Here is a 13,027-nt window from a genome sequence, read left to right on the forward strand (position 1 = left end):
ACTAATTTTGAGGATAACGTTCTGCTAAGAAAGAGATAGCAGCAGCCCGATCGCCCAAATTGCCATCCAACCTCGCAGCCAACAAATCATCCAACATTCGTTTAAACCCAGGCCCAGGCTTATAACCCAAAGCCTTCAAATCGTTGCCATTCAAAGGCGGCTCAACATTCGCCCACCTGGTGAGATATTCCCAAATTTGACGGCGGGATTTTCGCGGACTTTGCAGGGCGATCGCAATTAACACTGGCAATTCATAATTCCTCAACAGCAAAACCAGTTGACTCGGCAACTCGCATTTAGGCAAATTCTCTGCTAACTGGTTCTTTCCGGCTTCCAAAACTTCCAGCCGCTTAATGCTGTCAGCAGGTAACTGAAGATTTGCAGCCACCTTGCCGCGATATTCCGGTGCTAAATAAGCTATCAAAACTTCCAGCCGCATCTGCCAATCGGGAATATTGATAATGGGGAATGGGGAATGGGGAATGGGGAATGGGGAATGGGGAATAGGGAATAGGGAATAGTCTCTTCCTTCTTCCTTCTTCCTTCTTCCTTTTTCCTTCTTCCTGACATCCGTTACATCCGTTACATCCGTTACATCCGTTACATCCGTTACATCCGTTACAGAATCCGTTGCCGAACTTCCTTCTTCCTTCTTCCTTTTTCCTTCTTCCTTCTTCCTTCTTCCTTCTTCCTTCTTCCTGACATCCGTTACAGAATCCGTTGCCGAACTTCCTTCTTCCTTCATCCTTCCTTGCAAACACCGATCGAGCAAACGCAATTGCCGCCACAACTCCCGATCCAACTCCAAACTAGGATGAATGCAGCGCAAAGCCTGCAAATCTCCCAGCATTTGCAAAGCAACTTTCCAGTAAGGAGCTTGCAAAATGTATTTTAATTCGCTTTTGAGCCGAGTTTCCAAAGCCGGAGCTCGGCCGTTTTCCCCTTGAATTCGGTAATAAATCCCGCTGGCCAAAGCGTGGCGGATATATCCTTCCGTCTGCGGCTCAATTTCAAATCCCAACCGCACCGCAAACCGCACAGCGCGATAAATTCGCGTCGGATCTTCGATAAAACTGTTGGCGTGCAAAACTCGAATTTTCTTCGCTTCCAAGTCCAACAAACCGCAAAAAAAATCTAACAATTGGCCGCTGCGAGGAACGCCCAACCGCACAGCCAGCGCATTAATTGTAAAATCCCTGCGGTACAAATCTTGGCGAATCGAACTCGCTTCAACTTCAGGATTTGCAGCCGGATAAGGATAAAATTCAGTACGAGCAGTCGCGATATCCACCCACAGGGAGCCAAAAGGAGAGTCTTTGTGCCACAAAAGTGCGGCGGTTTGAAATTGACCGTGAACGTCCAAACGCGATCCCGGGTATAGTTTTTGCAGCGATGAAGCTAACTCGACACCAGCACCGGAATCGTCGGAACCGCACTTTCCATCCACAACCAAATCAATATCAGTTAGCGCCAGTTTATCATCGGTCGCTAAGAGTAAATCCCGGACTGCTCCACCAACTAGATAAAGTTGCCAACCGCGCTGTTGGGCAAGATTGGCCGCGATCGACAATAATTGCCATAATTCGGGACTGATGCGCGATCGCAATAATTGCTCAACCGATTCGGGCACGGGACAATCAGAAAATTTTGCACTGCTTCCCCTGTCTCGTGCTTTTTGCTGGTGCAATTCCCGCAACACGTCAGTCCGGGTAACAATTCCTACCAGTTGACCGTTTTCCAATACTGGCAAGCGCCCGATATCGTATGTCACCATTAAAGATTCAATTTCCGGCAGCAAGGTATCCGGGGCGATCGTTTTTAGCTGCGGAGTCATGTAACCCTTCACCGGGGCGTGACTGAAACCGTGGTGCAGGGCAATGTCAATGTCGCGGCGCGAGATAATGCCGGCGAGCCGATCACCCGCATCGACCACAGAAAGCCCCGAATGTCCGTAACGTAGGAGGATACGGTGAGCTTCCCCCACCGATGTTTCCGGGCGAATACTCCGCACGGGAGACGACATTAATTCGCGCGCTGTCGGAGGGTGGGGAATTTGAGTTTTGAGTTCGTCAGCTAACTGATTTAAAGTCAGCAAGGGGTCAACATCGCGGGTGGCGAGGGAAGCGGCGCGGGCGTGGCCTCCGCCGCCGAAGGGTTTGAACAATTCGCTGAGGTTTGTTCCTTCGATGCGCGATCGACCGATAATACTTAATCGATTGGAAACTGGCGATTCGGGAGCGATGTTGCGGTTGTTTTCGTTTTCGCTAAATTTATAAACATTACCTAAAAGCAGAGCATCGGTTTCAGTCAAATCGAGCAAGCGAGAAGCCAGCGAAGAAAGTCCGGGAACGTAGGATTCAGTAGATAGCAGAACCCAAGCTACGCTGTAACCGTGCAAAGTTTCCGATCGCAAATTATTCAGCGCTTCTCTGAGCAAATCTTGCAATTGGGGAGATAAACCGGGTTCTACATATTCAGCGATTACCCCCAAACTCGCTCCTTGTTCCATCAACCAGGCCAAAGCTATGGCATCTCGCGCAGTTGCGCCCTCAAAGGTGAGGGAACCTGTATCGACGTGGATGCCGAGGGCCATTACTGTTGCTTCCGAAGGGAGAAGGCGGAAGGGTGTGTCGCTGTTTTCTGCTTGATTTTTGAGCTTTTCGACAATTAATGTCGTGCTGGCTCCGACTGCTTCGATCTGCGTAACAGTAGCGGGGATGTCTGAATGCGCCTCTAGGTGGTGGTCGAAAACAGCAATTTCGCTCAGGTGTGGCAAATCCAGCCACTCGGCGGCTTTTCCCAAACGATCGCGCTGGGAGGCATCAACTATAGTAATCGATCGAATTTGTTGCGGATTGACCGATCGGCGTTCAATCAGCGGGTACTCGTCGCGGTGTAGCGCCAAAAAATCCCGCACCGTCGGGTGAGACCCGCCAGTAAGTACGATCCTGCTACCTGGGCGCAGCACGCAAAGTCCCACCGCCGCCCCCAAGGCGTCAAAATCTGCTGTTGTGTGGCACAAAACTAAGTCCATAGTCGAACATCCCGCATCTCTAACTCAAACAGTAGCAATTTCTCGCCCTCTGAAACCGGATGTGTCGATCGGGCTTTAACTTAACCTTTCCAGTTTTCTGTCGTGTAGCGAACAATGATAAAATTGATCGAAATCTCAAGAGCCGCTGACGCCTGTTCGCGCAACGCCCGAATTTGCACTGGTTCTTTCGTATCAATCAACCGACAATTTCTCGATCGACTATCGGGAAACTGTCAAAAACTAGAATTTGGAAGATTTTTTTCGGTTCTGGGAAACTATTTCCGATCAACGCACGGTTATATCGAAAGGAGAAAAGATGTTATCAATTTTGTTTCAAGTGGTTTTACTGGGTCTGGTACTGCTGTCTTTTGTAATGGTCGTTGGCGTGCCAGTTGCTTATGCCTCTCCCCAAAACTGGAATCAGTCTAAATCCCTGATTTATGCGGGATCTGGTCTCTGGTTTTTGCTGGTTATTGCAGTGGGTGTATTGAACTTTTTAGTCGTTTAATTTCACCCAACCCTATCGAATAAAGAAGGTAAAAGATAGAAGGATGAAGGCATTCACCAGCGATTGAAAGGCATTCGGCAGAAGCTAGGAATTTTCCAGACCGCGCGACCCTGTATGTTTTTGCACTTGAGATTCAGATGAGATGCTGCTACTTTCTGACTTTTGCCTTCTCACAAACAAAAATCTAAAATCTAAGACCTAAAATCTAAACTAGAACACTATGACTGTTTTCGAGGGAACTTTTACTCAAACAGAATCTTTGCGGTTTGCTATAGTCATCGGTCGTTTTAACGATATGATTGTCAACAAACTTTTGGAAGGTTGTCAAGATTGTTTGAAACGCCACGGAGTTGATATCAATCCTCACGGTAATCAAGTTGATTTTTATTGGGTTCCGGGATGTTTTGAGATTCCTTTGATTGCTCGTCAAGCTGCTCTTTCTCGTCGCTACGATGCGGTAATTTGTCTGGGTGCGGTAATTCGGGGCCAAACTCCTCATTTCGATTTTGTGGCTGGTGAGGTTGCTAAGGGAATTGCTGCTGCTGCTTTTCAGACAGGGGTGCCAGTGATTTTTGGGGTGGTGACGACTGACACGATGCAGCAAGCTTTGGAAAGGGCCGGAATTAAAAGCAATTTGGGCTGGAATTATGCGATGAGTGCTTTGGAAATGAGCACTTTGATGCGTCAAGTTAATGGTTTGGGCGTAAACTCTTACGGTCAATTAGCTAGTGGGTCTGCTGGTCAAGTGCTCTCGGGCGAACCAAGTCTGGCGCTCGCCCCCGATGTATCGTCCGATCAAATCCCCTTGTAAGTTCGGCTAGCAGTATTTTTAAGCTAAAAAAACATCAAGATTTGCATCGGGAAAAATCTTAAGACTCTTGTGGGGTGGTGATTATGCCCGCCCCCAAGGTAAAAATTCCACTCTCGGCCGATCGACAAATTAGACCAATATCTTGCCAATTGGAAATGAGTGTGATATCATAAAAAGTTCTTAGAAATAGCGCAACACTAACTATTACTGCATGGCAACGAAGCCAACGATCGCATTTACTCACCTCGGCTGCGAAAAAAATCGCATCGACACCGAACACATGATTGGCTTGCTGGCTCAAGCGGGCTATCAAGTCGATTCTAATGAAGAATTAGCCGATTACGTCGTCGTCAATACTTGCAGTTTTATCCAAGCTGCGCGAGAAGAATCAGTCCGCACCTTGGTAGAATTGGCAGAAGCTAATAAAAAAGTAGTCATCACCGGCTGCATGGCACAGCATTTTCAGCAGGAATTGCTGGACGAATTGCCGGAAGCAGTCGCAATTGTGGGCACGGGCGACTATCATAAAATCGTCGATGTTATGCAGCAGGTGGAAAAGGGCGATCGAGTTTCCCTCGTCTCCTCAGAACCTACTTACATCGCTGACGAAACTACTCCCCGCTATCGCACAACATCCGAAGGTGTCGCGTATCTGCGCATAGCAGAAGGCTGCGACTACCGCTGTGCATTTTGCATTATCCCGCACTTGCGCGGAAATCAAAGGTCGCGCACGATCGAGTCTATCGTCGCGGAAGCTCAGCAATTGGCGTCGGAAGGGGTAAAGGAAATTATTTTAATTTCTCAAATTACCACCAACTACGGCAAAGATATCTACGGCGAACCAAAACTAGCCGAACTGCTTCGCGCTTTGGGTAAAGTAGATGTGCCTTGGATTCGGATGCACTACGCCTATCCTACAGGTTTGACTCCGCAAGTTGTCGCAGCCATCCGCGAAACACCCAACGTTTTGCCGTATTTGGATTTACCCCTGCAACATTCCCATCCCGAAATTCTGCGGGCGATGAATCGACCTTTTCAAGCCGGGATCAATGATGCTATAGTCGATCGGCTCAAAGCCGCAATTCCCGGTGCGGTGATGCGGACAACTTTTATTGTCGGCTTCCCTGGCGAAACCGACGAACACGCAGCACACTTGCTGGAATTTGTCAAGCGCCACGAATTCGATCACGTAGGAGTTTTCGTATTTTCGCCAGAAGAAGGAACCCCAGCCTTTAGCTTGCCCCAGCAATTACCTGCAGAAATAATGGAAATGCGGCGCAATTCGGTAATGGCGGCACAACAACCTATATCATTGAAAAAGAATCAAGAGTCTGTCGGTCAGGTAGTTGATGTCCTGATAGAACAAGAACAACCAGAGACAGGCGAGTTGATTGGTAGATCCGCCCGATTTTCCCCAGAAGTAGATGGACTCGTCTATGTGACAGGAGAAGCGGGGCTGGGTTCGATCGTATCTGTGAAAATTACTGGTGCAGATGTCTACGACCTCTACGGTCAAGTGTAAGTGTTGCTGGAACTGTCCCGATCGGCGGTGTGGTGAACAAAAACCGGACACCAGCCAAAAATGATTAGCGGATTGTGCAGCAAAAGTAACGGTTTGTACAATATTGTGCAAAGATATCTAGCAAAGGGGTTATAAACCTTTAGTAGCCTCTCTGGCAATCGACGCTCCCCGTCGGGGTGCGGTAATCTCTACAGAACATCGGCAAATTTTAACGAATTTAATGTTTTGTTTCTGAATGTAAAGAGTTATGATGATAACAAGCCAGAAATAAGCGGGGATAATTTGAGATTGCTTCGCCGTCCGCCATACACCACAACGGTATCCCGAAAGAGTGTTGAGATGGATAGGCGGTAACGGTCGCCCCATCCCCTGCTCAATCCCGCAGGCGACGGATTGCGGGATAGCGCCTGAACCAAACAACCTGTTACTACTATGTAGTTAAGTGGGGCTGGTCATGATCCTCACTATAAAATGCCCTAGAGGGAAAGCTTGCAAGTACCTCAAAGGAAGTCCAATGTCCTATTTTAAGAATGTTGGAAGCCTATAACCCGACCCCTGGCGGTTGGTATCGGTGATGTCACAAAATCAAAGACGGCTGTCGAATTGGTAAATTTAGTCACCATCGACGGAGCTGCCCTATACTCGATTGCTATTTAAGAAGGTGCGCGCAGGCGCAGCACCATAAAGAACTCTTATGAGTTCCTGCCCTAGAGCAGAAATCCGCATCCGAGTTGGGCAACTTAGAAGGCTAAGACTCGTTATTAGGAGCATTAATGAATTTATTGTTTGAAGGCTTAGGTCTTTCGGAAGAACTCGTTCTCCATCTGGAAACACTAGGCTTTACAGAACCTACTCCCATCCAAGTACAAGCAATTCCGCACCTGTTAGCAGGTCGCGACGTTGTGGGTCAAGCCCAAACAGGGACAGGCAAAACGGCAGCATTCTCGTTGCCCATCTTGGAGCGGATTGATTTAGATGTAACTGCGGTGCAAGCACTGGTGCTGACGCCGACTCGCGAATTGGCGATGCAAGTAACTGAAGCCATCCGCGATTTGAGCGGCATTAGTAGCGACGGGCCGGTAAAAGTTGGTCGCTCTCTGCAAGTTCTGACGGTGTACGGCGGTCAATCGATCGATCGCCAAATGCAGCGTTTGAAGCGCGGCGTTCACGTAGTTGTCGGTACACCCGGACGCATATTGGATATGCTGAGCCGCGGCAGCCTGAAACTAGACAAGGTAAAATGGCTAGTTTTGGATGAAGCTGACGAAATGCTGAGCATGGGCTTTATCCAAGATGTGGAAAAAATCTTGGATGCTGCACCAAAAGAACGTCAAACGGCATTTTTCTCGGCGACGATGGAAGCTTCCATTCGGAAATTGGTGTCGCGCCATTTGCGCAACCCTGTTAACGTCACCGTAGAACAGCCAAAAGCAACGCCGAAGCGCATCAGCCAAGGCGTGTACATGATTCCCCGCGGCTGGTCGAAGGCAAGGGCTCTACAGCCAATCCTAGAAATGGAAGACCCGGAATCTGCACTGATTTTTGTGCGGACGCGGCAGTCGGCGGCGGAACTCACCAGCCAACTGCAAGCAGCAGGTCACAGCGTTGACGAGTATCACGGTAATTTGAATCAGGCACAGCGGGAACGCTTGCTGTCGCGGTTCCGCCAATGTCAAGTCCGCTGGGTAGTGGCGACTGATATTGCGGCGCGGGGTTTGGACGTGGATCACTTGACTCACGTGATTAACTACGATTTGCCCGACAGTGTGGAAAGCTACGTTCACCGGATCGGACGCACGGGCCGGGCTGGTCGGGAAGGAACGGCGATTACGCTGATTCAACCGGTCGATCGCCGCAAACTGCGCTTGATTGAACGCCACGTGCGATCGAGCTTGACGGTGCGAAACATTCCGACACGGGCGCAAATAGAAGCTCGTCAGTTGGAAAAGATGCAGGGTAAAGTTCGCGAAGCTTTGGCTGGCGAACGGATGGCATCTTTCTTGCCTCTAGTATCTCAGTTATCCGAGGAGTACGACTCCCACGCGATCGCCGCTGCTGCTTTGCAAATGGCTTTCGACCAAAGCCGTCCTGCTTGGATGGGCGCGGATTACGCTCAACAAGAAGATCCCCCGATTGGTGGAGAAAACAGCGTCAAGCCAATCTTGATCAAGAAACGGGCTAAGACTCCTGCGCCAAGTAATTCTGTAGCGCCGACTTTTTCTGGATCACCGAGTGCTCCTGTTCCCCAGAACAGCTAATTGGTAGGGTGCACAATGTGCACCTTATTTAGAATTTTTGTAGAGATGCGATCGCGATCGCACCTCTACTTTTTTTTATGGGTGCGATCCCAAATCCGACCGGGCTCGGCGGTTGTTGAAACCGCGAACAAACGAAGCCCACTCCTAGCGGACTGAGAATTGGATAAGTAAAGATGCAAGTTAGCGCTCGGACAATTTCTGTAACTAATTCTACGCTGAGTACGTTAATTGAAGAATTCGGTACTGAGTGTCAAAATGTTATTACTTTAATCCCTCAGCTTCAGTTGCTTGATTTGAGCGATCTACAAAAAGCTGAAATTCTAGCAGAGTTCCTGAGCGATCCAATTCATCTGAACGTTCACTGCGGAGAGGATTTTCAGACGCTAGTTGCTGAGGAAATGGCAAAGTTGTCGGATGACGATCAAGAGGATTAAGGAGACTCGGGCGATCGCACATCAGGAAAAAGCCCTCCAGTCAACTTACTGAAAGGCTAAAAATCTTAATAAATAAGGAATAAAGTCCTGACTACAAACTTGTAAACCGAGATGTTTGCACTGTGGTTTAATATTTCAGTTTAGCTGCGTGCTCACAATAATTTTTTGCACGCGATCGCCCTTAAGTTCCAAAATCAAATTAGAAGCCTTTTGGTCATTGCTGTAAATCAACCGAGTCAATCCACCCTGCACAGATTGCGACCCGTAACCGTAAGCTTTAACAACTTTTTGGCTGTTATCTCCTACCTTCACACCATCCATTGTCAGAAACTTGGGATTGGTAGTAGAAATTAAATAAACTTTGCCCTCCCATGCTGCTATCGTCAATCCTGAGTAGGTTAGCGTGCGAATCTTGCCGCCGATCCCAGAGCCAGCAGGTTTAGTTTCGTCCCGCTGCGGTTTTCCCAGCTTACGTTTTGCCTCTTCTACAGGCATCCCCAACCGAACGCCGCCAATCCCCAGGCGCGAATAGTTCAGCGCCGCCGGCTTTTGTGTCGCGCTGAGCATTCTTTCTAGAGTCGCAACAGTTTGATTCATAGCGGGAACAGGGCGAACTAAAGCAGCAAATCCTAAGCTCGAAATTGCGAGATTCATCGTGATGCCAGCTATGGCTGTTATCACAAACATTTTTACCATTTTTTTATAGCTTTATTTGGCAATGTATTCGCGCGATCGCCCGCTAGATCCGGATTCTATACTAATAATCCCGGGTGAATAGAATTCGCTCCTACACAAGCACAATCCGAGCTAAGAGGCACTAAAAAAGTAAGGATATTCGTCCCCAAAGATCTAAGACCTAGAAACCCGGTTTCTGTAGGGGAGTTCCAAGAGATACCGCCCTGACGGATTTCTGAATAGCCAACAAAGTTTTACGTTTAATTAGAGCGACTACTTAATAACCAGAATTGCTGTGATATCCTAACAAAAGCCATATCTGCATAAAATAAGTAATTTAGATGACCGCAACAGATTCTAGTAAACACCAAAAATCCAAAGCCCTGAAACCGGGTAGCCGCCGGCCCGCTAAAGAACTTTGCAGCGAGTGCGGTTTGTGCGATACATATTACATCCATTATGTCAAGGAATCTTGTGCTTTCTTAACACAGCACATCGCAGAATTAGAAGCAGAGATTCACGGGCGATCGCGCAATCTCGACAATCCCGACGATTGGTATTTCGGAGTCAGTCAAAATATGATGGCTGCTCGGAAAAAAGAGCCGATCGAGGGCGCTCAGTGGACGGGGATCGTCAGTACAATTGCGATTGAAATGCTTGAAAAAGGAATTGTAGAAGGTGTTGTTTGCGTCCAGAATACCAAAGAAGACCGTTTTCAACCGATGCCTATTATTGCTAGGAATCGCGAGGAAATTCTCGCAGCAAAAGTCAACAAACCAACTCTCTCTCCCAACCTTTCAGTATTAGAACAAATCGAAAAATCTGGGATGAAGCGGCTGTTAGTAATTGGCGTCGGCTGTCAAATTCAAGCTTTGCGAACAGTCGAGAAAAAACTCGGTTTAGAGAAGCTCTACGTTTTGGGAACTCCCTGTGTCGATAATGTCAGCCGCGCGGGCTTGCAGAAATTCCTAGATACGACTAGCCGTTCTCCCCAAACAGTTGTATCTTATGAGTTTATGCAAGACTTTAACGTTCACTTCAAACACGAAGATGGTTCGGAAGAAAAAGTGCCGTTTTTCGGGCTGAATACTAAGGAATTGAAAGATGTTTTTGCTCCTTCTTGTTTGAGCTGTTTTGATTATGTGAATTCTTTAGCAGATTTAGTTGTGGGCTATATGGGCGCACCTTTTGGCTGGCAGTGGATTGTGGTGCGAAATGACACCGGGCAAGAGATGTTGGATTTGGTAACGGATCAGCTAAATACTCAGCCCGTGATGTCTCAGGGAAACAGAAAAGAAGCGGTTCAGCAAAGTATTCCGGCTTATGAAAAAGGAGTGACTTTGCCAATGTGGGCGGCGAAGTTAATGGGAGTTTTTATTGAGAGAATTGGGCCGAAGGGTTTGGAATATGCTCGGTTTTCGATTGATTCTCATTTCACTCGCAATTATCTGTACGTGAAGCGCAATTACCCGGAGAAATTAGAGGCTCATGTGCCGGAATATGCTAAACGGATTGTGGGGCAGTATAAGTTGCCAGATGTGTAAACTTGTAGGGTGCGTCAGTCAAAAGCTGTTGGATTATTGAAAAAATAACGCTAACTGACGCACCCTGCTACACAAGGATAGCAAAAGATAAAAAACAAATGCAATTGGGGACAATCGGATTATGGAATCGCGGAACGTTAACTAGACTGGCTATCCTTAGTACAATCTTAATTAGCCTGATTAGTGGGATAGGGTTGAGTATGATTGCAATGCCAGGGAAAAGCTACAGCGGGACAATTCCCCCTTTAACAGCACAGGAAATCTCGCTCCGAGATGCTTTACAGCGCGATGTGGAAAAGCTCTCTGGTGAAATCGGAGAGCGCAACTTTATACAATATCAAAAACTTGGAGAAGCGGCTGACTTTCTCGAAGCATCATTTCAAACTGCTGGCTATAAAGTAGAACGACAAGGATATAAAATTGATGATAAATTTTATTATAACATAGAAGTGGAGATTCCCGGCGGAAAAAAGGCAGAGGAAATAGTTGTAATTGGGGGACATTATGATTCTGTGCTGGGGAGTCCAGGGGCAAATGATAACGCAACTGGGGCTGCGGGAGTTCTGGCTTTAGCTAGAATGTTTGCGGATAAAAAGCCTGAAAAAACTGTGCGTTTTGTTGAGTTTGTGAATGAGGAACCGCCTTTTTTCTGGACTGCTGATATGGGGAGTTTGGTTTATGCCAAAAGATGCAGAGAGCGTAATGAAAAAATTGTTTCGATGCTCAGTTTAGAAACAATTGGTTATTACTCAGATGCCAAAAATAGTCAGAAATATCCAGCACCATTAAACCTGTTTTATCCTACGTCGGGAAATTTTATCGGATTTATTGGCAATACATCCTCAAGTAAACTGGTTAGAGAGGCGATCGCATCTTTCCGTCGCCATGCTGAATTTCCCTCGGAAGGTGCAGCAATTCCGGGTGGTATTCCTGGTGTTGGTTGGTCAGATCAATGGTCTTTTTGGCAACATGGTTATCCAGGGCTGATGGTGACAGATACTGCTCCCTATCGCTATCCTTACTATCACACGGCGCAAGATACACCCGATAAGGTTGACTGGGAACGGACGGCGAAGGTGATAGCTGGATTGGAGAAAGTTGTGGCAGATTTGGTGGGAGTTGATATTAATTAGTTGCGTAGGGTGCTCAGCGGGGAAATATCATTGCTCGGCATAGAATATAAGGCAAAATTACGCACCTACTAATTAGTATAAGTTGCCTGAGTGAGGTGATTCAGAGAGTTTGTAATAGATGTTTTGCAGGGACACGGTAAGGCAGTGTCTTTGTTGTATACAGTGGAGAAAATTAGAGGTACAAGATTATGACACTCATCGTTGTACAGAAACACAGGAAGTTACAAAAGTCGATCGCACTTACTTGTTGTGTGCTTCTAGCATTATCTGGAAATGGAGTGTCGGGGAAAGCAGCAGCAGAAGTGCGATCGGGGAACAAAACATTTGCTCAATGGTGTCGCGAAAAAGATTCTTTGAACCCTGAAGCTAAACATACTGTTGATATGCTGTTAAAAATAGCAGGAACTACTGAGTGCGATGAGGGCGATCGCCAACTTTCTAGTATCACAGGAATTAGCTTTACGAAGCAAGGAATCAGCGACCTCAGACCGCTAGCATCCTTAACTAACCTGAACGTTCTCCGGCTCATCAACTGTTCTATCACCGACATCAAACCGCTAGCATCTTTGACTAACCTGACTTTGCTCAACCTCAGCAGCAATCAGATCGTTGACATCAAACCGCTAGCATCCTTGGTTAACCTGAAAGTGCTCAACATCGGGAACAATCAGATCGGCGACATCAAACCGCTAGCATCCTTAACTAACCTGACTGAAATCGTCCTCATCGAAAATCAGATCGATGACATCAAACCGCTAGCATCTTTGACTAACCTGAAAGGGCTTTTCCTCCGCAGCAATCAGATTGACGACATCAAGCCACTAGCATCTTTGACTAACCTGGAAGGGATCGATCTCGCTGGCAATCAAATTAGTGACATCAAACCGCTAGCATCTTTGATGAAACTGACTTTTATCGACCTCAGCAGCAATCAGATTAGTGACATCAAATCACTAGCATCTTTGACTAACCTGGAAGGGATTAACCTCAGCTCGAATCAAATCGGTGATATCAAACCGCTAGCATCCTTGACTAAGGAATGAAAATTTAATAACATCAGCGATGTATAATAAATAAATGAGTGAATATGAATAGGTTTATGTTTCGG

10 protein-coding genes are annotated in these 13,027 nt (G+C 47.1%); 8 read left to right on the forward strand and 2 right to left on the reverse strand.

Annotated features, from left to right (window positions below; genetic code table 11):
- Nucleotide 1: 1 nt before the first annotated feature.
- Complete coding sequence (locus QUA20_RS27550) at nt 2-3,034, reverse strand: CBS domain-containing protein (protein WP_333193024.1); 3,033 nt, start codon at nt 3,032-3,034, stop codon at nt 2-4.
- 316 nt (nt 3,035-3,350) lie between these two features.
- Between QUA20_RS27550 and psbZ the strand changes: the two genes are divergently transcribed.
- The 5 genes from psbZ to QUA20_RS27575 all read left to right on the forward strand — a co-directional run bounded on the left by psbZ (nt 3,351) and on the right by QUA20_RS27575 (nt 8,567).
- Nucleotides 3,351-3,542 carry a photosystem II reaction center protein PsbZ gene (psbZ, locus tag QUA20_RS27555; RefSeq protein WP_015177377.1) on the forward strand — a complete coding sequence of 64 codons (192 nt, stop codon included), beginning with the start codon at nt 3,351-3,353 and terminating at the stop codon, nt 3,540-3,542.
- A gap of 220 nt (nt 3,543-3,762) precedes the next feature.
- A complete protein-coding gene (ribH, locus tag QUA20_RS27560; RefSeq protein WP_333193026.1) occupies nt 3,763-4,353 on the forward strand; it encodes a 6,7-dimethyl-8-ribityllumazine synthase in 591 nt (196 codons plus the stop codon).
- Between the two features lie 211 nt (nt 4,354-4,564).
- Nucleotides 4,565-5,875, forward strand: coding sequence for a 30S ribosomal protein S12 methylthiotransferase RimO (rimO, locus tag QUA20_RS27565; protein ID WP_333193029.1), 1,311 nt, complete (start codon nt 4,565-4,567; stop codon nt 5,873-5,875).
- 773 nt (nt 5,876-6,648) lie between these two features.
- A complete protein-coding gene (locus QUA20_RS27570; protein WP_333193032.1) occupies nt 6,649-8,133 on the forward strand; it encodes a DEAD/DEAH box helicase in 1,485 nt (494 codons plus the stop codon).
- A 173-nt stretch (nt 8,134-8,306) separates the two neighbouring features.
- A complete protein-coding gene (locus tag QUA20_RS27575; protein ID WP_333193034.1) occupies nt 8,307-8,567 on the forward strand; it encodes a hypothetical protein in 261 nt (86 codons plus the stop codon).
- Nucleotides 8,568-8,702: 135 nt separating this feature from the next.
- On the opposite strand, the gene QUA20_RS27580 is transcribed toward QUA20_RS27575, so the two are convergent.
- Nucleotides 8,703-9,263, reverse strand: a complete 561-nt coding sequence (locus QUA20_RS27580) for a hypothetical protein (RefSeq protein WP_333193036.1) — start codon at nt 9,261-9,263, stop codon at nt 8,703-8,705.
- Between the two features lie 320 nt (nt 9,264-9,583).
- On the opposite strand from QUA20_RS27580, the gene QUA20_RS27585 reads away from it, so the two are divergent.
- The 3 genes from QUA20_RS27585 (at nt 9,584) to QUA20_RS27595 (ending at nt 12,962) form a co-directional block, all read left to right on the forward strand.
- Nucleotides 9,584-10,786, forward strand: coding sequence for a Coenzyme F420 hydrogenase/dehydrogenase, beta subunit C-terminal domain (locus QUA20_RS27585; protein ID WP_172192663.1), 1,203 nt, complete (start codon nt 9,584-9,586; stop codon nt 10,784-10,786).
- A gap of 98 nt (nt 10,787-10,884) precedes the next feature.
- Nucleotides 10,885-11,919 carry a M28 family peptidase gene (locus QUA20_RS27590; protein WP_333193039.1) on the forward strand — a complete coding sequence of 345 codons (1,035 nt, stop codon included), beginning with the start codon at nt 10,885-10,887 and terminating at the stop codon, nt 11,917-11,919.
- Between the two features lie 188 nt (nt 11,920-12,107).
- Complete coding sequence (locus QUA20_RS27595) at nt 12,108-12,962, forward strand: leucine-rich repeat domain-containing protein (RefSeq protein ID WP_333193041.1); 855 nt, start codon at nt 12,108-12,110, stop codon at nt 12,960-12,962.
- The last annotated feature ends 65 nt before the right edge of the window (nt 12,963-13,027 follow it).

Origin of the sequence: Microcoleus sp. Pol7_A1 (assembly GCF_036701085.1) — a bacterium.
GTDB lineage: Bacteria > Cyanobacteriota > Cyanobacteriia > Cyanobacteriales > Microcoleaceae > Microcoleus > Microcoleus asticus.

Bases quoted from the DNA above. Each gene is read 5' to 3' on its own strand.
- psbZ (WP_015177377.1), top strand. From the start codon at position 3,351: ATGTTATCAATTTTGTTTCAAGTGGTTTTACTGGGTCTGGTACTGCTG.
- rimO (WP_333193029.1), top strand. From the start codon at position 4,565: ATGGCAACGAAGCCAACGATCGCATTTACTCACCTCGGCTGCGAAAAA.
- QUA20_RS27580 (WP_333193036.1), bottom strand. From the start codon at position 9,263: ATGGTAAAAATGTTTGTGATAACAGCCATAGCTGGCATCACGATGAAT.
- QUA20_RS27590 (WP_333193039.1), top strand. From the start codon at position 10,885: ATGCAATTGGGGACAATCGGATTATGGAATCGCGGAACGTTAACTAGA.
- QUA20_RS27595 (WP_333193041.1), top strand. From the start codon at position 12,108: ATGACACTCATCGTTGTACAGAAACACAGGAAGTTACAAAAGTCGATC.
- QUA20_RS27585 (WP_172192663.1), top strand. From the start codon at position 9,584: ATGACCGCAACAGATTCTAGTAAACACCAAAAATCCAAAGCCCTGAAA.
- QUA20_RS27570 (WP_333193032.1), top strand. From the start codon at position 6,649: ATGAATTTATTGTTTGAAGGCTTAGGTCTTTCGGAAGAACTCGTTCTC.
- ribH (WP_333193026.1), top strand. From the start codon at position 3,763: ATGACTGTTTTCGAGGGAACTTTTACTCAAACAGAATCTTTGCGGTTT.
- QUA20_RS27575 (WP_333193034.1), top strand. From the start codon at position 8,307: ATGCAAGTTAGCGCTCGGACAATTTCTGTAACTAATTCTACGCTGAGT.
- QUA20_RS27550 (WP_333193024.1), bottom strand. From the start codon at position 3,034: ATGGACTTAGTTTTGTGCCACACAACAGCAGATTTTGACGCCTTGGGG.